The organism is Viridibacillus sp. KH_047, from assembly GCF_057838945.1.
Window position 1 is genome coordinate 1,773,610 of record NZ_CM174479.1, and the last position, 22,647, is coordinate 1,796,256.

Consider the following 22,647-nt stretch of genomic DNA (forward strand, 5'->3'; position numbering starts at 1 on the left):
ACAGTAATAATTAAATGAATGAGGAGGCCTATGAATGGAAGAACAACATTTTCCAAAGTCCAATAACAAATCGAATAGTGCGGCAAGCGTACAAAGCAAGATTGAAAATACGGCAAAAAATATTCGTGAAGCAGAAATCAGTATGGAATTTGCTAGTGGAGAAGAACTTGAAAATCTCCAAGAAAAAAATCAACGTCGTAAAAATGAATTATATGTCAAGAAAAAGGAAATGCAAGATAAAGCCGAAGCAGAAGAAAGAAAAAATCAGTTTTAAATAGGGGGATGGAGGCTGAGATAATAGTATTTTATATACATTTATCTCAGCTTTTCTTTTACTCAGATTGTTGGAAAAAATACCTGAAAACTATCAACATAATGATTGCATAACTCAGCTGTGCCTGAGTTAATTACAAAAAGCTTTGGGGGATTCCCATCTTTTTCTGACTTAGTCATTTTATATGCCTATTATTTGACTGCAATTGAAGAATAGTTGAAAGAAGACTAATCCCTATAATTATTTTGGCATTCTTGAACTTGTTTATGATTTTTTTTAGATATTTACAATATATGTATATACTAATCCACTTTTATTAGATAAAATTATCAGAATAGATACTTTTTTTGGTTATCGATAAATAAAATACGATATAAAATTAAGTCCGAGTAATTTTATAAATTTGTATGAATCTAAACGCTCTCAGATGATTCGAGAATGAAGATAACGGGTATAGGTAGTAGAAGAGAGGGTGATAAATTTGATTGCGAAATTCTGCATAAGAAAAACCTGATGTCAAAATAATGTTTACATATGTTATTGAAATTAATATAACAAGCTTTTCATAAATAAATAAAAAATCATAGGTGAGGTGGAATTATTGCTTGATATAGATTTAGGCATAATAAGAAAAATGAAAGTTCGTTTTTATCCTTTTGAGAGTACTAAGAAAATTGGTGAAGTAAGTGAAATTGACGAGAAATACTATTTGATTATAGGTATTGAGTGTTTTGAGATTACGCAAGAAAAAATGATAGATATAGTTTATATAGTTCAAGATCTTAGTAAGAATAAATTTATACCACATGATACGGAGTTTAAAAAAACTAGGGCTAGAGATGAAATAGAGGTAAGTATTCAGTGTGAGTTTAATGATTCGCGTATATCCGATTTTAAGTTAGGGAAAATACTACCTGTAACTATTAACAAAAATAGATATTTTTATAGATTGTTAGAATATACTGGTGTTGATGTTATAGAATCGAATATTAAGTTAAGTGCGATAATGCGTCCTATTGTACCTGTTAATTATAAAGATGCCAAAGCGATATTTAGAAAAGAACGTATGAGGAAAATGGAATTTGAAGTTTTATAAAGGAAGAGTAAAATACATAAAATGCGTTAGTCCTAGAATCTATTCTTCGAGTTTATTATTTTGAATTAGTTCGTTATGGATTATCGTTTTAAAATCGAAGCAGAAGCATTGGAAATGGCGGATATGATTTCATCAGCTACTATTATGCAATTTCCTTATCAGTTTTAGATGATGAGTTGATGTTAGCATCCAGTGAGGGTAAATATAAACTGAACTACTTTACTACACTCACACCTCAAAAAAGGCGAAACTTGGTTAAGGGCGTTGCCACAATAGGGGAACATGTTCAACTAACGGGGAAGGTTAGTTGAAGAAAAAAGGGTAGAAGGTTATTAAAAACAGATATACCAGGGTGGAATTATTTTTTATCACTATATTGAATGAATATCTGAAAGAAAATGTGCAGCAAATGAAGTGTGAACTATATATGTATATGAGGAAAGAAACTATTAGAAGGGTCACTCGGTGAAAAGTGACCCTTTTTGTTAACACATGAAAGCAGTGCCGACAATAATTAGAAGAATGAATAGTACAACGAGTAGAGCGAATGCTGAACCATTGTTACGTTCGCGAAATTCTCCGCCGTATTCCATAAAAATCCCTCCTTTCTACAAGTTATAATATGTATAGTTATAAAAATGAGAGGTGACATTAATCTAATAAATATTTTCTTTTGCCAAATAAATAATTATATTACGTATTCTGAGGGATAAACGATAAAAAATAAGAAATAGGAAGTTTTCTGCTTTTGAAGAAAAGTAACGATTACAAGAAACATTTAATGGCGCTTGCTAATGATGGCAGAGAGCTCAAATCTAAAGAAGCGAAAGAAGAACTTAAGTGGAGTAACTAAGTAGGTGGAAAATAAAGTTCAACTTTTTTCTTTTTTAAGAATTCTTAAAGGTAAAGATAATAAAGAATAGGAGGTCTAAATGGGATATTCAGAGATTGTAGTAATGCTTTAGTTTATAGTGGACTCATTGCCTTTTTTTTAGTCCCTTTTCAAAGTGGATTGAATTTTATAAATCAGGAACAAAGGCAAAAAAAATTCATAACAGTTTTTAAAGATAGTTTAATTGAAACGGTTTTTCAAAAGAAATCAATATTTGCTCTTATTTTACTAAGCTTTACGTTATTTAGTATATGGTTTGGATACGAAGGGGCAGAATATCATTTTAATGCTCACAGTGGTTATCCCCCAATAAGTACAGATTTAAAAGCTATCTACTCAATGTGCGGTGTACTTGTGTATACAGTTTTTCTTTATTTACTTATAGCATTTGTGAGAACGTTAAAAATGGAGAAAAATACAATTGGGCGAAATAAAAAAATATAGCACTTTTACAACTAAACCAGCTAATAGAAAGTCAAGTAAAATATTTTTAATCGAAAAACACTTCATGTTATACTAAAAATGCACAACACAAATAACCCTCCTCATTAATGTGGAAGGTTTTTGTTCTATTTGAAAATACTGTAGCTAAATAGTTACTTGGAACGGTGTTTTCGTTTTTAAAATCGCATAAATCCAGTGTAAAAGCTTATTAGCACAAGCAATAATAGCTACTTTATACGGCTTACCTTCTTCGCGTTTTAAATCGTAGAAGGCTCGTAATCGTTTATTTCGTGCAATGGTTTCATCTGTTGTTTTCTTTTTACGGCTATCTCGAATTGAACAACGAACGGCTGTGTAAAGCATGTGGCGAAGTCTAGCTGAGCCGCGTTTGGTAATGTGATTTTTCGTGCCTTTAAAGCGACCTGATTCGAACACACTTGGGTCTAGTCCCGCAAAGGCTACTAACTTTTTCGGATGATTAAACCGCTCAATTTCCCCAATTTCTGAAAGTATCGTGGCTGCGATTTTTTCACCTATACCGGGAAGTGACTGGATTAATTCATATTCTTCGAGTTGTGCCGCCAATTGATCAATCTCACGCTCTAACGTAGAAAGTTGTTGGCGGTACGCTTGAAGTAAATCAATATACATATTCAGACTGACAAGAAGGCTTTGATAAAGCGTTGACTGAAATGGGTTACGTTCTGCAGCTGCGATTAATCGCTCAGCTCTTTCGTACGCCCACTTATACGAACGTGCTTTACAATGCTTATCAATAAATTGTGCAATCTCTTCTACACTTGTATTTAGTACTGATTCAGATGTAGGGAAGGACTGTAAAGTCCTTAATGAAATCTCAGCGTATAAATCACCAAAAACTCCTTTATACTCAGGGAAAACTTGATCTAATATAGCTTGGAATTGTAGCTTTGTTTGAACCATAATTCCCGTCATATTTTCGTGTTGCCTTGTCAGATGCCTAAGGTTTAAAAGCTGAATACCACGCTTTTTCTGAGGCTCTAAATCCTCTTTGTAATACAGTTCACCTAAGTGATAGGCATCAATGGCATCTGTTTTAGTTTTTCGTAAACTAGAGCTTTTCGCTCGATATGAAACGAGCGGATTGACGATAATGACAATGTATTCTCTAGTTTCTAAAAACTGTACAACTGAGGCATGATAATGGCCAGTTGATTCCAAAACAACAGGTGGTTTTAATCCTGTTTGACGCTCTAAATCTAGTAAATAAGAGTGTAACTCTTCAAGTCCTTCCACCGTATGTTCAATCTTCACACTGTTTTTATAGGGCATTTTTTTATCCAAGAACATTTGAACCTGACTTTCACCTTTGGCGACATCCAGACCAACTACTGGATTCATAGTTTATCTCCTCCTCATGTAGTGTATTGACCGGTAACCTCTATCTAGCTTGTTATTCATATCTTCGCTTGTTATACGGGATCTATTTGTCCCAACCAGCCTAATCATGTGTTAACAAGTAGAGGGCGAACTGTTTAGTTGTCGGGATTAAATCCCACGGGTGCTTCCGTTCTACCCCGGCTACTATCAATCTATAAATTGAATAAAAAATAGTCAACCAGATTTCTCTGGCTGACCTTATAATACGAATGGGGTGCTTTAGTAGAAGATCTTTGAGCTGTATAGACGGCTCTTTTTTCTTATTCAAATAACGGGGAAGTTTAGTTGAAGAGTATTATTTAACGTGTGTTCAACAATTGGGCCAGATTGTTGAAAATCCCTCTCAAAGAGAGATAGTTATTTATGTTAAAATATTGCTAGTGATATCAAGTTCTTAACTATTTTATCAAATATCAAGCATAATAATTCAGAAACGTAGAAAGGACAGTACTATTATGGATAACGTATCAAATGTAGATAAATTGGAATCAATAAAATCTTTTCAATCGACAATCAGTAAACTCGAAAATGCCTTGTCCCAGATGACTCAGAAGGGCGTAAATACTACTTTAGTAAAGAAACGACTCAAAGCTGTTTGCATCGGCTTAGCAATGCTAGAAAACGTTTGGAATCAAAGCCCTCATTATTACACCCAGGAAGATTTATCAGAGGCTCGCAATGTTCTTTCTGGTTTATTTCCATCAATTGAGAATATTTATGTTAAGTCAAAGGCTGGTAGTCCCCAAAGAACGCTTTTAGAAAGAAGAATTAAAGCGTTGGAACTAGCTATTCAAGCGATTGATGATCTTTCCAATAAAGAACTAATAACTAAATAGATTAACGGGTCTAATAGTAGAAGATTAGCTTTCATTTAGACAGCTTATTTGAGTTTGTGAAATGATGTACTTAAACTATAGGGGCTTTAGTGGAGAATTGTTGAGCTGTTCAGACAGCTCTTTTTTAATTCAAATAACTAGGCTGGTTAGATGAATAAGAAGGTTTATTTAGAAGGACGTTGAGGTAGTACTCAAACATAATGAAAATAATATATAGAAGGGACACAAGCAAATGAAATACGAATGGAGAAAACAAGAGAAGAATTTATATATCCCAAAACAAAAACCTGAACTTGTAACAATTCCAGAACAGAAATTTTTTTTGATAAGGGGAAAAGGAAATCCAAATGAGCCTGAATTCGCTGAAAAGATAGGAGTTCTTTATTCTTTGGCTTATGCGGTCAGAATGATGCCGAAGCAAGGATACACTCCAGATGGTTATTTTGAATATACTGTATATCCATTAGAAGGCATTTGGGATTTAACAGAAAAGGGAAGGAAATTAGATACATTAAATAAAGATGAATTGTTATATACTATTATGATCAGACAACCAGATTTTGTAACAAATGAAATAGTAGAGAGAGCATTCGAAAACGTAGAAAAAAAGAAACCACATCCATTCCTAAAAGATGTAAAGTTCGATATATTTCAAGATGGTTTATCTGTACAAATGCTTCATATTGGTCCATATGATAACGAACCTCAAAGTTTTGAAATAATGAATGAATTTATAAAAAATAATAATCTTGAAAGAACTTCATTACAACATAAGGAAGTATATCTTTCAGATTTTAGAAAAGTTGAATCTGCAAAATTAAAAACAGTTTTGAGATACAAGGTTAAGCCAATAGAATAGCATAATCTCTTAACTCCTAAGGAACATTTATAATTAAAATGAATTAAGGGTTGTCATAAAACAAACGAGAGCGTTAATCCAAGACGGCTAAAGTCACTTAATCAAACTGGTTTAACTCAGTAAATGCAGTTCGATTAAGTCTGATTTATCAAGGCTTTAAGCAATTCTCAAATTAACTGAGTTAAATAAAATTAACTCAAAAAAATAATTATGTGAGCAAATGTGTGAGCATTTTGGAGAGCAAGTGATCTGTTTCTAAAAGCTTTAAGTAAATTAGATTTGATTGTCGTATTTATAAAAGATGAATGTAAGGCATAGCGAAGCTCTATTGGTATTGGTTTTCTTCAAATAGAGTTGCAAAATTTCTATGTGAAGGGTATCGTCAGGGGCCGGAGGAATGATAATGATTTGAGTAATGTCTTGTCGCTGAATGGCACGATCCTCAATTCGAAAGCTGTGCCGATTTAAGAGTTACGTTGTAATAATGTTGATAATTTATAATAAAGATTGATTACTTAAAATCTCCTCTATATTTTTCTTAGAGGGGATTTTTGTAGTATTTACTTTAAAAACACTTTAAAGAGATTGTGAAAAAATGTACTTAAACTAAAGGGGCAGGTTAGTTGAACAATATTATGTTTTAAATTGAAACTTTTTACCAATATATATCATTAAACCTATGTATTGAGAATTGTTGCAGAATTTGTAATTTATTTCGAAAGGGGAAGTAGAAGTGTTGAAAAAAGCTATAATTTCAGGAATTGTATTAATTTCAATTTTGTTAGTTGGGTGTAATGGAGAGCCGGAAGTGAAAGTATTAGATGATTCGAAAAACGGGGAAAATGATACAAATTTATTATCAGAATCAGAATCAAATTTATTATCAGAATTAAAAAATGAAATAATAGTATCTATTACAGAACAAACAGAAATTGATAGTGAGTCAATAGCAATAATGTTAGGTGGTAATCCTGTTAAAGGAATTATTGATGTATCAGTAAGTTTCCCAAAGGATGTAAAAGTTGATGATACGATGATTCAACAAATAGCTGAAGATTCTATAAAGAAAGTTTCTGAAACAGAAAACGTAACAATTAGCAAAGAAGATATAACAATAAAAATTGAGAAATACTAACGCAGAAGTTATTAAAGGATACAATCAACCTTAAAAGTACAGTTGCTTTATAATTAACTACATATTTTATATTCATCTCGATACAAAAAACGTTCCCAAATGAAAGTTTGGAAATACACCAAAAATCCACGAATGTTGTGAAATCAACGTTCGTGGATTTTCTTATGAACATTGTTTATACGTTGTTTTATGCACTTTTGTTAAAAGTCAGTCATAGCAAAGGTTGTGAAGCATTTGAAGTAATGTTGCACCATCCTCTTTGATGAATAAAATCGTGTATAAAAATTGAAGTCTTATCGTTGTAAATCCGCATAAATCTGACGAGACCGCTTATTGTACTAACAGGGCAGGTTAGTTCAATAAGACTTTGTTAATGGGAAGGAGAGGACTAATTTATGTTATTTATTCTTTTGCTTGTCATTCCATTATTAGGCGTTTTCTGGTTTTTAAATTTTACTACTTTCTTGAAGAACCTAAAGAATGGAAAAAGCACTCATAACCAAAATGTTTTAGGAGCAGTCTTAAATACCCCTATTAGGAAAACACAAACGCCTATAATTACATAGAAGGAAGCAAATAAAAAGAGGCATTTATTTTATGGTGCACGATTACCTAACGAGTTGGCACGCGGAAAATTGTGTCATTTTAGAAGTGAGACCTAAGGATACACAATCCCTTAATATTCTGGATTTAGTTTTATTTCAGCAAATTTAGCAGCTCCTAGAGCAACAATTCTTTTGGCATCAGAAGGTTCAATGATCTTACAATTATTAAACATATCTTCTAATGTATATTGTTTAGCCGTTAAGATCGCTTGATCCATATATCCTTTAAATTTAGTACATCCTCCCCCAACAACAATGAATTTCGGATTAAATGTATGTATGACATTGCTTAATGCCAAGCCGAAGTAATAACCCCCTTGCTTAATAATATCCGTAGCAAATTTCTCGTTATTGTTTAGAGCTTTTAACAACTCATCAATACTGCAGCCTGCTTTATTAAGTATTGCCATTCCACCTGATATACCATCTAATGTTTTAATTTCTCCATTTATAGGATAAGGACTAGATCCAATTTCTCCGGCCCAACCATCTTGACCTAACACATTTACTCCCTGTGTTCGAACTGACATTGCAAAACCTGTGCCTGCCATTATTAATGCAAAAGCTGTATTTTGACTATAAAATTGTTCCTCACAAACCATAGCGGCTTTTACATCATTTATAAAATGTGCTTTAAAGGTTTCAGTACTGAAGTACTCCGTTTTCATACCACACAAATTCTTAAGATGACTCATTTTTAATGTTTCATCTTCAACAAGTCCTACAACGCCCATACCCATTCCTTCGGGTACGAACGGTAAACGATCTATAAATTTAAAAATTTCGCTTTTTAGATACTCTGGCGTTACATCGGAACCTGTAGGCACTGTCTTATCAATATATTCACCCTCATACTCTGCCGTCATTAACATTTTTGTACTGCCGGCATCAACACCAATAATTTTATTCATCTGATTCACTCCCATATTTTATTTTCTGGATTTCAGTTTTATGCACTTGCATCTAAATAAATAAGAGTCCTTGAAATCCCTCTTAATTATTGCCACCTACAAAAAGGTAATCATCAAAATGGACCGTTTGTTGAAGATTGGAAAAAAGAAAAAGCCTGAACTGTATTTAACCGAGTAATCAGCTTTTAGACCATATAAATAGATGAACAAAATAAAAGATGTTGATAAAGCTATTGTTCCACTCAAAATATTCATAAATCTTCTTCTTTTTTCACAATGGAATTTACACCTAATAATTATTATACAGAACTTTCAGTTATTTCAGAAGAAAAAACAGTAAGCCACAGTGCGAACAAAATGTGCAGTAGAAGAAAAGGTGCTTATTCAACTAACAGGTGCTTTAGTGGAATAGGGAGATTTAAAATAATCAATCTTTATTAAAAAAACAGTTCTGGAGACAAAGATGTTTAAGACTATTAAATGGCGTATGTTTATTAAAGCATCGTCGAAAGAAAAAGCTCAAAAGGTCATCAAGCGAGTAAAGCAAGAAATTGGGGATTTTGAAGTGGTATCACTACAACCATATTGGAAAGATGATACATTGTTTGAGTTAAATTGCGAGACCTCTCTCATGATTGAGGAACCAGAAAAATCGGTGTTTGAAGTTCTTCGATTGTCCAATCAAATAGGCAATGATATAAATGTCATTGGACCAATTTTATATGAAAATAATCGTGTACAGTTTGAAGGTGTTTGTTCATCTTCTAGTGTAGTAGGAATTCACTGGTTCCATTTCCGAATAGCTAATTTTTATTAGTGGGCTATTAATAGCGATTTGCATTCCGAAATTAAAAAATGATATTTTCAAACCTCTTTAGTAACCATCTATCAAGTGACTGATAGATGGTTATTGTGTTTCTATATACAAAATTAAACTGCTTTATTATCACTTGATTTGTTTAGATTGTTAAAGTTTGATATAATCTAAAAATTATATTTGTCCAAATATTATTAAATAAAGAGGGTGAACCAATTGACTAAAAACCTTAGACAATTGAAAAACGTTTCAGTGATCCTAACGCTTCTAACTTAGAAAATAATTTAGAAGCGAGGAATAGTTAGATGAAAAATCAAAGAATCTTTAATAAACCATTTATATTCATATTTATTAGCAACTTTTTAGTTTTTATAGGGTTTGAAATGTTGCTGCCTATTTTGCCAGCCTATTTGATAAGCATGAATGCATCCTCCATTCAAGTAGGGTTAGTGACAACATTATTTACGATAGGTGCTGTTCTAATCAGACCTTTTGTAGGGTACTATTTAATTGATAATCAACGGAAAAATCTAGCCATTGGTGCCAGTGCAGCTTTAATGATTATTACAATGCTGTATCCTTTTCTTAATTTTGTATGGCTTTTTCTATTGTTACGAATTTTCCATGGTGCAGCGTGGGGGGTATCAACTACAGCCAATAGTACAATGGTAGTCGATTTAATTCCTAAGACACGGTTAGGAGAAGGCATGGGGTACTTTTCTATCTCTACAACGGTCGGGGCTATCATTGCACCGAGTATCGGTATCCTTATATATGAGTCGTTTTCCTTCGATATTTTAATTTGGTCCTCCGTAGTACTTAGTTTATTGGCAGCAATTGCGCTTCAATTTGTAAAAGTATCTCCTACGACTGTAAAGCGTGAGAAGCAACCATTTCGATTTTTGGCTATGATTTTTGAAAGAGAAGTGTGGTTTCCAGCGTTATTGACAGTTATTACAACACTTGGGTTTGGAGCGGTTATTACATTCTTAGTTCTTTTTGGAAAGCAAAAGGGGATAGATCATATTTTTCTATTCTTCCTTATCAATGCAACTGTAGCAACTTTAATACGTCCATTTACAGGGAAATGGTATGACAAAAAGGGACCGTGGTCTATCATCATTGTGTCAGCTATGTTAGGGTTTTTATCACTTGTTATGCTGTCTTTTGCATCAAATGATATTGGCTTGATTATAGCGGCGATTTTATTTGGAGCAGGTTATGGAACAGTTATGCCATGTTTACAAACTTGGACGGTTCAAAAGGTAAGTGAAGAAAAAAGTGGCTCAGCCAACGCAACCTTCTTTTCTAGTTTTGATGTTGGGGTTGGAGTTAGCGCATTTGTATTAGGTATTTTAGCTGAATGGATTAGTTTAGAGATGATCTTCCGGGTTGTTAGTCTAAGTTTTATTGTTGTCGCTGTTTTAGTCTACAAAGATTATTTAAATGAGAAAAAGTTAAAAAATATATAAATCGAACTAAAACAAATCCACTCTAAAAGGGTTTAGTAAGCAAAAATATTTGTAACCAGCAATATAGAAATTTCTAGTATGAAATAAACAAAAGCCATCCATCTAGTATTAACTTAGATGAATGGCTTTTTTCGTACTTTTAGATAGTAAGCTACGCTATAACTATTTTGATTCATTCGTTTGCTTTTCAAAATCACATAGATCAATCCATTTCTGAATAGATAAAATGACGTCATTAAATGCCAAACCGTTTGGTGTTAGCTCATATTCTACTTTTTTAATGGAAGAGTCAATTAGCTTTTTATTGATTAAGTCAGCATCTACTAATTCGTTTAAGCGCTCTGTTAGTAAGCGGTCAGAAATTCCTGGGATTAAAGTGTGAATTTCGTGATAACGTTTTGGACCAGGTAACAGAGAATAAATAATCATTCCCATCCAGCGTTTTCCGATAAATTCGATTGCTAGATGGTAGCTACTACATTTATGTTTACAATTCGGTTGAGTCATAAAACAACCTCCCGCATGTGAATGCATTTTCCTCTATTGTAACATATAAAACTTTTTAATTGACGTATAAACTTACTAATGGTAAGATTCATTTATCAACTTACATTAAGTAAGTTTAGGAGGAAATATAATGACAACTACAACAGAAAAAAACTTATATACAATTATGGAAGACAGAAAATCAGTTCGTAAATACGATCCTACTTTTAAAATGACTCAAGCACAACTTGAAGAAATCATTAAAGAAGCAACTAGTGCACCATCTTCAAGTAACCTACAACCATGGAGATTCCTTGTTATTCAAGATGAAGAGACGAAAAAAGAACTTCGTGCAATTGGTAACAATCAAGAACAAATTGAAACATCTTCAGCAGTTATTGCCGTTTTAGGTGATGCTGAAATGTACAAAAACGTAGAGAAAATCTACACACAAAATGTAGAAGAAGGCCATATGGGTGAAGAACAAAAGAACATCACAGTCAACAATACAATGCGTATGTACCCAGCTGCACCATTAGAAGTAAGACAAGGTATCGCAGCTTTTGATGCAGGTCTAATTTCAATGCAATTGATGCTGATCGCAAAAGAAAAAGGATTCGATACAGTAACAATGGGCGGATTTGATAAAGTGAAATTTGCAGAGCGATTTGAATTACCTGCGAATGAATTCCCAATCGTATTAATCGCTATTGGTAAAGCAGCTGCACCAGCATTCGGCTCATCACGTTTACCATTAGAAGATATTGCTCGTTTTATCTAAATAACATAGCAAGTTAAAGATTCAGCAGAAACTAATTTGTTTCTGCTTTTTTTGTTGATTTTTATAAAAAATGGACAAAAGAGGAAAATGTCTTTGTTAATAGAATAATATAGAGTACAACTGAAGGGAGTTTGGATAATGAACAATAAATTATTACGGGTTGGAACTACTTATATTCCAGTAACTAATGTAGACATTTCTGCAAAGTGGTATGTAAATAATTTAGGTGCTGTACTGAGCTATCAAGACGAAGCGAAGGTGATTCTTAATCTAGCAGATCAAAGCTTTTTCTTAGTGAAGGCAGCAGAAAATCAAAGTTCGAATTTCATCGATAGTAACGGCAATGAACGTTTTTCTATGACATTTGAGGTAGATGGGCTCGATGCTTTAGAGGAATTACATAACTTCTTTAAGGGAAGAGAAATGCAAGTTGGGAATATTGAAAATAGAGGTCATGCTGGAAGAAACTTTGTTTTTGCTGATTTAGATGGGAATCAATTTGATGTGTGGAGTGAATTGAGTCCAAATTTTAAAGAGGTCAAGAATTTGATTAGTAAATAGGTAAAGCGCTTAATCTAAGCGTAGTTAAAGAAAATCTGACATATATAGAGGGAGGGCACACAATGCTACAATATTATTCAACCGTAAGTGGAAAAGGTAATAAGGTTGCTATTTTTCTTCCTGGTACTGGATGGTCAGGAAGTATGGGGATGCCGATAGCGGATGCATTACATAAAGAGTTTACTACACATATGATTGATCTACCTGGTATCGGGAAGAGTACTGGGATTGAAGGCGTAGTGACAGAAAGGAATATGGCTGACTGGCTTCATGGCTATATCGAAAAGAATCATTTGGATAAAGTTGCTATCATCGGTCACTCATTAGGGGGAATTATTGGTTTAGCATATGCATTCTATTATCCCAAGAAAGTAGATCGACTGATTCTTTTAGATATCGGATATGATAGGGTTAATCGTTTCCCTGTTAAAATGTTCGGTAAAACTGGATACTTTTTACCCATCATAAGTATATGCCATAAATTATTTGGACAAGGTTTTTTAGGGAAAGAATCAGTTGATGAGCAAGTACCGAAGCCTAAAACAGAGGAAGAAATTAAGAAAGTTATTGAAAAGTTTAAATTTGAAGATAGTCCTTTTATTAGAGAAGCCATTGAAAACCAACGATCAAGTAATTTATCGGGTATTAGTTTGTTGTTAGCGGCTTATAGGAGCAATCCACCTAAAATCTTAAAAACAATTCAAATACCTTGTTTGCTTCTTTATGGAAATCGAGAAAATAGTCCAGCAGCTGCGCAACGAAAAGTAAAGAAAGAAGTGGAAGGAATAAAATCAAATCATGTAAAAATTCAGATGTTAAAGGGTGATCATTATGCCCATGTACAGGATAAAAAAGCGATAGAGTATATCAGTACATTTTTGGCTTAATAGGGACAATGCAAGGAAATCTTTAAAATTTAAAAGCTTAGTGGGAATTAGTGAAAAAATTAGACTATTTATCTTCAAGTTAGAACTTTTCTCTCAAAATAAAACGTATAAGATTTCAAGCTTTAATAAAAAAAAATTTAATGATGAAATTCAAATGAAAAATGAAGAAGACTTATTACTGGTTACCAACGGTCCTCTATATGGATTGGAGTTTGTCACAAAACAAAAAAACTCTATCCATCCAAACCAGATTGTCGGTTGGCATGTGGAAAATCTAAACTGGAAAGAATAGTGTATTTATGTATTAAATCGAGCTTCTTTAAGATTCTCGATTTTTTTATGAAAATAGTGGCCTAATTACCTCGAGAAAAGAATAATTTGGGAACATTTTAATGAATGGATTGTTTAGACGGCTCTTTTTTCTTATTGAACTAAAGCAGCAGTTTAGTTTAATAAGAAGGAGATAATTTCCTTATATCGAATATACTATATAAGAATAGGAAGTATTTTTAGATGAGGTGTTCGATTGAATAAGATAAGAACTGAAACAGAAAAATTAGTTATTCGATTAATAGAAGAGGGAGATTATTCTTCTTGGCGTACTCAATATGAAAATCGTTTACCTTCTCAACATAAATACGATGAAGGTAAATTAGATATGAGCATCTGTACGAAAGAATGGTTTCATGATTTAGTTACTAAACATCATCAGATGGCTGAGGATGACAAGGTATATGTATTTGGAGTGTTTAGAAAAGTAGATAATACTCATATTGGCTTTATAGACTTTTCGACAATTATGAGGGAAGAATATCAATGGGCAAGGTTCGGATATACAATTCATAACCACTTTTGGAGACAAGGGTATGGTAAAGAGGCTGTAAAAGCAGCCATTGATCTAGCGTTTGTAAAATTAAATTATCATCGAATAGAAGCTCACATAAACCTTGATAATATAGCATCTATAAAGTTAGCAGAAGGTGTTGGAATGGTTTATGAATGCACGAGGAAAGGATTCATATACGAGGACGACAAATGGACTGATCAACTAGTTTACTTTATAAACGCAAAGTAAGCTTATTAAGTAGACAAGAACGATGATGTTTCTGGTATACACTCTCTTAAGAAGAAAAAGTCATTCTTCTGATTTAAAAAAGTTATTGTAACGAATGGTTAGGAAATTTAATATAAATTATTTATCACTTTTTTAGGGATACTTAGGTAGTTCTTTTTATAATTTATAAGCAAGATTGTGAAGGAATATACTTTAGCTAAAGGGTGCTTTACTTAATCCTGTATTCGGTGGGATTATATCTTCCTTATCGGGTCTGCTGTGGCCAGAGAGTTTTGACGTAGTGACTAACTTAACCAGTATTCTGATTGTTAGTGTATTGGTGCTGGTAGTGGCATTTCAATGTTCCACCGTATGATTAACTTTCACACTGCTTTTATAGGGTGTTTTTTTATCCAAGAACATTTGAACCTGACTTTTTGTTTTATTTGAAAATACTGTTGCTAAAGAGTTTCTTGGAACGGTGTTTTCATTTTTAAAATCGCATAAATCCAGTGTAAAAGCTTATTAGCACAAGCAATAATAGCTACTTTATACGGCTTACCTTCGTCGCGTTTTAAATCATAGAAGGCTCGTAAAGGGGCAGGTAAGTTGAACAAGCGGTATGAAAATTCCATTCTTTTTAAGTCGAATTTGACACATAAGTTGGAGTGGAATGCAACTTGGACGAAAGACTCTGAGGCAAAAAGGAATTGTATCTTCTCTTCTAAAAAATCGACCATCTCTTAAGAGTTGGTCGATTTTCTTTATTGAACTAATGGGGGCTTTCGTAGAATAAAGCTTAATAACAGGGTTGATTGAGAGGGAATTTATGAACCTCGATTCCAAATTGAATCGAGGTTTTTTATGATAATGTTTAAATAAAACGGAACAACCCTCTTTTTTTTTTTGAAAATACTGAATATAAAAAAAGTGTGATATATTAATAATATCCAAAGGGGAATGGGGAAAAGAAATATGGCAGATCAAACAGTTGAACATAAGGAACTAACAATTTTTAATAACATTGGCAACACAATTGTAACAGAAGATAGAGAAATCCAAATTATTTCAAGATTAGAAGAGCCTCTTATTGTCGTGTTAGCAAATGTATTAAGTAATGAAGAATGTGAAACGTTAATTGAAATGTCTAAAAATAAAATGGAACGTTCTAAAATTGGTGTCTCGCGCAATATAAATAGCATTCGGACGAGTAGTGGTACGTTTTTAGAAGAATGTGAGGCTGTTACTAGAATCGAAAGACGAATCGCTTCAATCATGAATGTTCCTGTTGAACATGGAGAAGGGTTACATATTTTAAATTATACAGTCGGCCAAGAATATAAAGCACATTATGATTTTTTTGCAGAAAACAGTGAAGCAGCAAATAATAATCGTATTAGTACCCTAGTTATGTACCTAAATGATGTAGAAGAAGGAGGAGAGACTTTCTTTCCAAAACTTAACCTTACTGTATCTCCGAAAAGAGGAATGGCGGTATATTTCGAATATTTTTATCAGGATGCATCATTAAATAAGCTCACTCTACATGGTAGTGAATCAGTTATCAAAGGTGAAAAATGGGTTGCGACGCAATGGATGAGAAGACGTTCTTATTAAGATAACAATTTATTGCGATTTTTTTATCGTTTTCGACTTCTTATTTATTTAAGAAATGGGAGGAATTGTGGAGCTACACAAGTAGAGTATAATCAAACCTTTTAAAAAACTGTATCCTAAATTACCAAGAGAGAAAATGTTTTGATCAATCTGCTTTCTTTTCATTTACTATAAAACATGACTTTTAGAATTGTGTAGTTTTTCTCTTAGAGGGGATTTTTTTAAAGTAGGTACTTACCAGTGCAATGTAAAATATTTGCCATATTCTAAAATAGTTATTGAATTTGTAAAGGAATATTGATTTTCGCTAATCGAAAACCAGTAATAAGCGTATTCGAAGTTTAATATTTCGAATACGCTTATTTTTTATAAAAAGACATCCAGCTTAATAAACTCGCTCCGTTGGCAGAATAGCCTGTTCAATAAAAGGGTACTATTAAAGTGAGAACAAGCCTAAGAAATGGATAGGGAGTGAGAGAGCGATGGATAACATGATAACTGTGGGCAGCTCTAGCACGCAATCCGGAACGCCTCAAAAAACGGTTGGCCAGTATTTGTTCGATTGCTTGAAGCTGGAGGGCATTACTGAAATTTTCGGCGTCGCAGGGGACTATAATTTTACACTGCTTGATACTTTGGAGCGGTATAACGGCATCCGGTTTATAAGTGGAAGGAATGAACTAAACTCGGGTTATGCCGCAGATGGCTACGCAAGAATCAAAGGCATTTCCGCTCTTATTACGACCTTCGGGGTTGGGGAGCTCAGCGCCTGCAATGCGATAGCGGGAGCCAACAGCGAGCATGTGCCAATAATTCACATTGTGGGTGCGCCTCCTGATAAGGATCAAAAGGAGCACAAGCTGATGCACCACACCCTAATGGATGGAAATTTTGATGTCTTCTGCAAAGTGTATTCGCATATTGCGGTTTATACCGCGGTACTTACGCCGGAAAACGCCAAGATTGAAATTCCGACTGCGATTCGCATTGCGAAGGAAAAGAAAAAGCCGGTATACCTGGTTGTTGCCGATGATTTAGTGACCAAGCCGATCACTGCCCGTGAAGAGCCGATACTGCCGAATCCAATGTCCAACTTAAAAACCCTTCAGGCAGCGGCGGATCATGTCCGTCAGCTGCTGGAGCGTGCCCACCGGCCGGTCATTTTAGTGGACGTCAAAACGATGCGTTTCGGCCTTCAGACAGCAGTTCGGCAGCTAGCCGATGCCATGAACGTGCCTGTTGTGACGATGATGTTCGGGAAGGGAGCATTCGACGAAACCCATCAGAATTATATCGGAATGTACCTAGGCTCTTTCGGAAGTTCCGAAGTCCAAAACATGGTAGAAAATGCGGACTGTATCATTGCTGTCGGCATGGTATGGGCGGACACCAACACCGCAAATTTTACCGCCAAGCTGAACCCACTGGTGACTGTTAATATTCAACCGGATATGGTCAAGGTTGCTGAGGCGGAATATCCGAATGTTCTGGCAGCCGACATGCTGCAAGCAGTGCAGAAAGCGGGTTACAAGGGCAAAGGGGTGGTGGAGAAATTGTCATTTCCTTACGATCATGCCACAGCTAGTCCCGACGAACCTCTACTGGCGGCAGGCTATTATCCCCGTTTTCAGCGCATGCTGAAAGAGAGCGATATTGTAATCGCCGAGACCGGGACGTTCTACAATGGAATGGCGGAGGTGAGACTGCCGAGCAATGTAACATATATTGGACAAGGAGGCTGGGAGTCCCTCGGTTATGCCACACCATCGGCCTTCGGTGCCAGTATCGCCGCGCCGCAACGCCGGGTGCTACTGTTTACGGGTGACGGCTCCCTTCAGCTGACAGCCCAAGAGATCAGTTCCATGCTTTATTACGGCTGCAAGCCCATAATCTTTGTCTTGAACAATGGTGGTTATACGATCGAGAAATATTTGAATGTCCAAACAGATGATCAAAAGTACAACCAAATCCCTCGATGGTCTTACACCAAGCTAGCTGAAGCCTTTGGTGGCAATGCGTTTACCGTTACGGTTCGGACCTATGGAGAGCTTGATCAGGCTATAACCCAAGCTGAAAAGGAACGTGCCGAAAAACTCTGTATCATTGAAATGATTGCCGGGAATCCGATGGACGCCCCAGAATATATGCAACGGATGCGCAGTTATATGGAGAAGCAGGAGATACAGCGCAGGCAGAAATAGCGAGTGCGTTAGTTCAATAAGGCTCATTAAAATGATCAAATTCTTTAATAAAAATACCATACTTAATTAGAAAGATTAACACCATTTTGATCAATATCTTTTTTCAAAATGGCGTTTTTTGCTGTTAATGATGGTTGAAGGAAACTTTTAATCAATCTTTATTCTATAGCTGCATTAATAAGCGTATTCGAGTTTTAAATCGAATACGCTTATTTTTTCGAGTGGCGAATAATTAATAGTCGTCACCTAAGGTTATTTTCATTTATTCATAAGAAGCGTAATGCTTTAACTCCTCTGAAGTTGGTGTACTGTCATCTAGCGTATAATATTCAAACTTTCTCGGACGCTCTTTATTATGAGCGAAATATACATAGATTTATTGGAGATTTTTTAATAAACGTACTGAGAGGTGTTCTATTTTATGTTCATTAGAAATTTGTAATTTAAGTCATTACAAGTTTAAACAATAAATTTCGTAAACCAAGCTACATAATGAGCTCCTGGAATGAAAAAGATTTGAGCTAGCAATGTCCCGAACAAGCGGGAAGTCATCATCATAATTGACATACCTTTAAGATTCGAATAACTGCCTCTTTGGTTTATGACATCATCTGCAAGAATTGATATTCTTGGGTCAATAAAGATGATAAGCAAGATAGTAGCGACCCCGTTTATAAGACCTGAGGCCATAATTGCTGTTGCTTTTCTTTCTGGAGAGATCAACCCTGCGTACAGGGCAGATAATACGCCAATTGTGTAGATAGCTGTGATGACCATATTGATGAAAAATAATTTTACTGGAATATCTTTTATTCGTATATCCTTTACGTAAGAAAGTTTCGGTAAGTGGATATGCTTTAGTCCGCGCTTTATGTATGCAAATGTGAAGCCCTTTTTAATCAGCGACGGAATGGAGCCTCTTTCTTCGGCTAAATGGATAATTGCTCTAGAAAAAATGGCGATAAAAGTTGGGAGTAAAAGAATCCCAATGATAGTACCTATTGTGGAAGAGGCAATAATGATCCTAAATTGACTTTCGACAAATTCTAATGTGTTTTCTTTTGGTGCTTTATCAATTAGACTTCCAGTGAAAGGTTGCTGCATCATATTAGCAAGCCTTGAAACCATGACCATCAAGTTGAATAAGGATAAAGCAGAAGCAAGCAGTTTAACCCTTGCACCCGATAATCGAACAGCGTATGCAAGTGTTTCGATACAATGGATAATCAGGATAAACAGTGCAATGAATATTAGCTTCTCAGTAAATAGTTCTGAAATAAAATCACCTTCTCTTAGATGATATATTAGCATAACCAAACGATAAAAACTGATTTTAGACATAGGTAACGAATAGATATTTTTATTGATACCATATTTTGTTATTATTACATGTAACAGACTAACAAGTTTGGACCGTAAAATGCTTCATTCTTTATTGCTACACTCAAGTCTTAACTATAGAGGTAATTAATAGAATGAAATATTAATAAAGGTGAGGTGCAAGAGTGCAAGTATTAATTATTCGTTATATTGCGTTGCTTTTTACGATTGGCTTATTTTTAATACATATCTTCTTAAATGGTGGGTCCATAACAAACGCAATTATTTTAGCCACAGTTACCTTGTGCTTATATTTTACAATCCCACTTAGTAAAATACCTATCATTAATTATCTCACCATGGTGTTATTAATCCCGATAGGAGCGTCACTTTCAATTGATGTTGTTTATCTATTGCCCATGCATGCTTTTTTTATAATGGAGGGTGCTTTTCAATTAAAACTTCGGGAACACACACTATACATAATTTCGCTTGTCTTCATTTGTACAGGAATTACTTTATTAAATTTCATTCCTTTTTTAAGTTTAGTGTTATTTAGTTCGATTTGTATAAGTTCATACTTTGTAAGTCAACTTCTTTGGGATGTGAAAGAAAAAGGTGATCTTTATACAGGCTTGCTAGGGGAGTATCGAACGTTAAAGCGCTCTTTTGTAGAGCAAGAACAATTAGCTCGAGCAGAAGAACGTACGAAAATGGCGAGAGATATCCATGATTCAGTTGGACATAAGTTAACAGCTTTGTTAATGCAATTAGAGGTTCTATCCATCGAGAATAATTTGAAAGGCATCAATGACATAAAAGAATTGGCTAGAGATAGTTTAGATGAAACGAGAAATGCAGTGCGACAGCTGAAAACGACTGAAGTAAGCGGTATTCAATCTGTTATTCAATTAATACGAAAGCTTGAAATGGAAAGTCACTTACAAATTCGCTTTACGTTTGAAAAAGGTGTGTTATCTTCACCGATTTCCAATAGACAAAGTATTGTTCTCTATCGCGTACTCCAGGAAAGCTTAACGAATGCGATGAAATATAGTGATTCAAAAGAAGTAGAAGTAATTTTAAGACAAAATTCATTAAGTCAGGTTCATTTTATAGTGAAAAATAAAGTGTTGAAACTAAAGGCTTTTGAATTCGGATTCGGACTCACGAATATGATGGGTAGAGTAGAAGAAATCGGAGGCGAACTTCGTGTCAATCGGACCGAGGATCATTTTATAGTTGAAGGTACATTTCCAATAAAAGAAAGGGAATAGAGAATGATAAATATTTTGATTGTTGAAGATCAGGCTATTGTGCGTAATGGGTTGAAAATGATTGTAGAGCAAGAGCCAGATTTTGAAATTGTTGCGGAAGCAAGTAATGGAGTTGAAGCACTGGCTGCACTTGAAAAGCATCATATTGATCTCATATTAATGGATGTCAGAATGCCAGAAATGAATGGGATAGAAGCAACTAAAAGGATCCGTAATCGATTCCCACAAATTAAAGTTTTAGTGTTGACGACTTTTGATGACGAAGAGTATGCGTTTGAAACATTAAAAGACGGGGCAAATGGATTTTTGTTGAAATCAGCAGAACCTCATAAATTAATTAGTGCTATTCATAGTGTCCTTGAAGGAGGGCTCGTATTACATGAGGATGTTGCAGCAAAGTTGATGCCCAGATTATTAAAAAAATCGCCGCCATCACAACCAGTTCATACTTTAACTAAGCGAGAGCTTGATGTAGTGAGACTTGTAGGTGAGGGTAAGACAAATAAAGAAATATCGGAAGAATTGTTTTTATCAATTGGTACGGTTAAGAATTATATGACACATATTCTACAAGAGCTTGATTTAAGGGATCGTACACAGTTAGCAATTTATGCTGTGAAAAATGATCTCGTATGAGTAATGAAAGAAGCGGCGATAATCTCGTCGCTTTTTTATGTGACTGAGGTCATATCGATTGATGACGTTAGCTAGTCGGCAAGCAGTATGATTTTACATATAGTGTAATTAAGGAGAGAGGGGATGTAATTTATGATAGAAGTAGTGGATTTAACAAAAACATATAAAAAAGTAAATGTGGTAGATCACGTGAATTTATATATTGAACCAGGTGAGATTGTAGGATTACTTGGTCCAAATGGTGCGGGGAAGTCGACCGCTATTGCCATGATATCAACGCTTATCAGACCATCAAAGGGTGATGTATTACTACACCAAAAAAGCATAATAAAAGATCAAAGTTCTTTGCGTGAGGTATTGGGGGTCGTACCACAAGAAATAGCTTTATATAATGATTTAACGGCTAGAGAAAATCTGCATTTCTTTGGAAGTATTCATAAAATGCCAAAAGATAAACTGAAAGAGAGAATTGAAATTGTATTACAAGAAATTGGCCTACAAGATGAAAACAAAAAACTGGTCAAACATTACTCAGGTGGTATGAAACGTCGTTTAAATATTGGTGTGGCGCTATTACATGAGCCTGAATATTTAATCATGGATGAACCAACTGTAGGGATTGATCCGCAATCACGAAATCACATTTTAGAGACAGTGAAAAAATTAAATGAACGATCCAATACAGCAATTATTTACACAAGTCATTACATGGAGGAAGTCGAATTTTTGTGTGATCGTATTTACATTATTGATAAGGGAAGGGTTATTGCATCTGGTACAAAGGATGAGATAAAAGCTATTCTGTCCTCTGAGAAAACCATGCGTCTTAAACTTGAGAAACCTTCTAAACAACTCGTTGAGGATTTAACTTTGAATCCAATGTTATCGAATATATTAGCAAAGGATGCGGAGATTTCTTTAACAGTAGCAAAAGACACAAATTTTCTACCTATGATCTTAACATTGTGTGATCAGCATCACGTAGCATTAAATAGTTTTCAAATAGAAGAGCCAAGTCTTGAAGATGTATTTTTACACTTAACAGGTAGAGCATTACGAAATTAGGA

Annotated in this window: 22 protein-coding genes and 1 pseudogene; 17 read left to right on the top strand and 6 right to left on the bottom strand. The window is 34.5% G+C overall.

Annotated features, from left to right (window positions below; translation table 11 throughout):
* Positions 1-34: 34 nt before the first annotated feature.
* Positions 35-274 (top strand): small acid-soluble spore protein Tlp, encoded by a 240-nt coding sequence (locus AC3IS5_RS08925; protein ID WP_489427479.1) that lies wholly within the window; start codon positions 35-37, stop codon positions 272-274.
* A gap of 601 nt (positions 275-875) precedes the next feature.
* Entirely contained in the window at positions 876-1,370 is a 495-nt protein-coding gene (locus AC3IS5_RS08930; RefSeq protein ID WP_489427480.1) for a hypothetical protein, read from the top strand.
* 485 nt (positions 1,371-1,855) lie between these two features.
* Here the strand turns inward: AC3IS5_RS08930 and AC3IS5_RS08935 are convergent, their stop codons facing one another.
* Together AC3IS5_RS08935 and AC3IS5_RS08940 are read right to left on the bottom strand one after the other, a co-directional pair.
* Positions 1,856-1,963 carry a YjcZ family sporulation protein gene (locus AC3IS5_RS08935; protein ID WP_489427481.1) on the bottom strand — a complete coding sequence of 36 codons (108 nt, stop codon included), beginning with the start codon at positions 1,961-1,963 and terminating at the stop codon, positions 1,856-1,858.
* An 887-nt stretch (positions 1,964-2,850) separates the two neighbouring features.
* The gene (locus AC3IS5_RS08940; protein ID WP_489425426.1) at positions 2,851-4,086 is read right to left on the bottom strand and encodes an IS110 family RNA-guided transposase; all 1,236 of its coding nucleotides are present in this window, start codon (positions 4,084-4,086) and stop codon (positions 2,851-2,853) included.
* Between the two features lie 494 nt (positions 4,087-4,580).
* Between AC3IS5_RS08940 and AC3IS5_RS08945 the strand changes: the two genes are divergently transcribed.
* The 3 genes from AC3IS5_RS08945 (at position 4,581) to AC3IS5_RS08955 (ending at position 6,955) form a co-directional block, all read left to right on the top strand.
* On the top strand, positions 4,581-4,961 hold the full coding sequence (locus AC3IS5_RS08945; RefSeq protein ID WP_489427482.1) for a hypothetical protein: 381 nt from the start codon (positions 4,581-4,583) through the stop codon (positions 4,959-4,961).
* Between the two features lie 232 nt (positions 4,962-5,193).
* Positions 5,194-5,820 carry a GyrI-like domain-containing protein gene (locus tag AC3IS5_RS08950; protein ID WP_489427483.1) on the top strand — a complete coding sequence of 209 codons (627 nt, stop codon included), beginning with the start codon at positions 5,194-5,196 and terminating at the stop codon, positions 5,818-5,820.
* Between the two features lie 733 nt (positions 5,821-6,553).
* Entirely contained in the window at positions 6,554-6,955 is a 402-nt protein-coding gene (locus AC3IS5_RS08955) for a topoisomerase (RefSeq protein WP_489427484.1), read from the top strand.
* Positions 6,956-7,631: 676 nt separating this feature from the next.
* Here AC3IS5_RS08955 and AC3IS5_RS08960 read toward each other — a convergent pair.
* Positions 7,632-8,471 (bottom strand): ROK family protein, encoded by an 840-nt coding sequence (locus tag AC3IS5_RS08960; RefSeq protein WP_489427485.1) that lies wholly within the window; start codon positions 8,469-8,471, stop codon positions 7,632-7,634.
* Positions 8,472-8,934: 463 nt separating this feature from the next.
* On the opposite strand from AC3IS5_RS08960, the gene AC3IS5_RS08965 reads away from it, so the two are divergent.
* Positions 8,935-9,288 carry a hypothetical protein gene (locus tag AC3IS5_RS08965; RefSeq protein WP_489427486.1) on the top strand — a complete coding sequence of 118 codons (354 nt, stop codon included), beginning with the start codon at positions 8,935-8,937 and terminating at the stop codon, positions 9,286-9,288.
* Positions 9,289-9,593: 305 nt separating this feature from the next.
* Positions 9,594-10,760: an MFS transporter gene (locus tag AC3IS5_RS08970; protein ID WP_489427487.1), complete on the top strand. Its 1,167-nt coding sequence runs from the start codon at positions 9,594-9,596 to the stop codon at positions 10,758-10,760.
* A gap of 162 nt (positions 10,761-10,922) precedes the next feature.
* On the opposite strand, the gene AC3IS5_RS08975 is transcribed toward AC3IS5_RS08970, so the two are convergent.
* On the bottom strand, positions 10,923-11,267 hold the full coding sequence (locus tag AC3IS5_RS08975) for a winged helix-turn-helix transcriptional regulator (RefSeq protein WP_489427488.1): 345 nt from the start codon (positions 11,265-11,267) through the stop codon (positions 10,923-10,925).
* 130 nt (positions 11,268-11,397) lie between these two features.
* Here AC3IS5_RS08975 and AC3IS5_RS08980 point away from each other — a divergent pair, with 130 nt between their 5' ends.
* The 5 genes from AC3IS5_RS08980 (at position 11,398) to AC3IS5_RS09000 (ending at position 14,550) form a co-directional block, all read left to right on the top strand.
* Positions 11,398-12,027 (top strand): nitroreductase family protein, encoded by a 630-nt coding sequence (locus AC3IS5_RS08980; protein WP_489427489.1) that lies wholly within the window; start codon positions 11,398-11,400, stop codon positions 12,025-12,027.
* Positions 12,028-12,165: 138 nt separating this feature from the next.
* The gene (locus tag AC3IS5_RS08985) at positions 12,166-12,588 is read left to right on the top strand and encodes a VOC family protein (protein WP_489427490.1); all 423 of its coding nucleotides are present in this window, start codon (positions 12,166-12,168) and stop codon (positions 12,586-12,588) included.
* 62 nt (positions 12,589-12,650) lie between these two features.
* The gene (locus AC3IS5_RS08990) at positions 12,651-13,475 is read left to right on the top strand and encodes an alpha/beta fold hydrolase (RefSeq protein WP_489427491.1); all 825 of its coding nucleotides are present in this window, start codon (positions 12,651-12,653) and stop codon (positions 13,473-13,475) included.
* A 154-nt stretch (positions 13,476-13,629) separates the two neighbouring features.
* Positions 13,630-13,767, top strand: a complete 138-nt coding sequence (locus AC3IS5_RS08995; protein WP_489427492.1) for a hypothetical protein — start codon at positions 13,630-13,632, stop codon at positions 13,765-13,767.
* Positions 13,768-14,001: 234 nt separating this feature from the next.
* Complete coding sequence (locus tag AC3IS5_RS09000) at positions 14,002-14,550, top strand: GNAT family N-acetyltransferase (RefSeq protein WP_489427493.1); 549 nt, start codon at positions 14,002-14,004, stop codon at positions 14,548-14,550.
* Positions 14,551-14,990: 440 nt separating this feature from the next.
* On the opposite strand, the pseudogene AC3IS5_RS09005 reads toward AC3IS5_RS09000, so the two are convergent.
* A pseudogene (locus AC3IS5_RS09005) lies at positions 14,991-15,128 on the bottom strand (IS110 family transposase); the annotation flags it as partial.
* 376 nt (positions 15,129-15,504) lie between these two features.
* On the opposite strand from AC3IS5_RS09005, the gene AC3IS5_RS09010 reads away from it, so the two are divergent.
* Both AC3IS5_RS09010 and AC3IS5_RS09015 read left to right on the top strand, forming a co-directional pair.
* On the top strand, positions 15,505-16,146 hold the full coding sequence (locus AC3IS5_RS09010; protein WP_489427494.1) for a 2OG-Fe(II) oxygenase: 642 nt from the start codon (positions 15,505-15,507) through the stop codon (positions 16,144-16,146).
* A gap of 482 nt (positions 16,147-16,628) precedes the next feature.
* A complete protein-coding gene (locus tag AC3IS5_RS09015; RefSeq protein ID WP_489427495.1) occupies positions 16,629-18,347 on the top strand; it encodes an alpha-keto acid decarboxylase family protein in 1,719 nt (572 codons plus the stop codon).
* A gap of 459 nt (positions 18,348-18,806) precedes the next feature.
* Here the strand turns inward: AC3IS5_RS09015 and AC3IS5_RS09020 are convergent, their stop codons facing one another.
* The gene (locus AC3IS5_RS09020; RefSeq protein ID WP_489427847.1) at positions 18,807-19,658 is read right to left on the bottom strand and encodes a lipid II flippase Amj family protein; all 852 of its coding nucleotides are present in this window, start codon (positions 19,656-19,658) and stop codon (positions 18,807-18,809) included.
* Between the two features lie 194 nt (positions 19,659-19,852).
* On the opposite strand from AC3IS5_RS09020, the gene AC3IS5_RS09025 reads away from it, so the two are divergent.
* The 3 genes from AC3IS5_RS09025 (at position 19,853) to AC3IS5_RS09035 (ending at position 22,645) form a co-directional block, all read left to right on the top strand.
* Entirely contained in the window at positions 19,853-20,944 is a 1,092-nt protein-coding gene (locus AC3IS5_RS09025; protein ID WP_489427496.1) for a sensor histidine kinase, read from the top strand.
* A 3-nt stretch (positions 20,945-20,947) separates the two neighbouring features.
* Positions 20,948-21,580: a response regulator transcription factor gene (locus tag AC3IS5_RS09030; protein ID WP_489427497.1), complete on the top strand. Its 633-nt coding sequence runs from the start codon at positions 20,948-20,950 to the stop codon at positions 21,578-21,580.
* A gap of 132 nt (positions 21,581-21,712) precedes the next feature.
* Positions 21,713-22,645 carry an ABC transporter ATP-binding protein gene (locus AC3IS5_RS09035; protein ID WP_489427498.1) on the top strand — a complete coding sequence of 311 codons (933 nt, stop codon included), beginning with the start codon at positions 21,713-21,715 and terminating at the stop codon, positions 22,643-22,645.
* Positions 22,646-22,647: the final 2 nt, after the last annotated feature.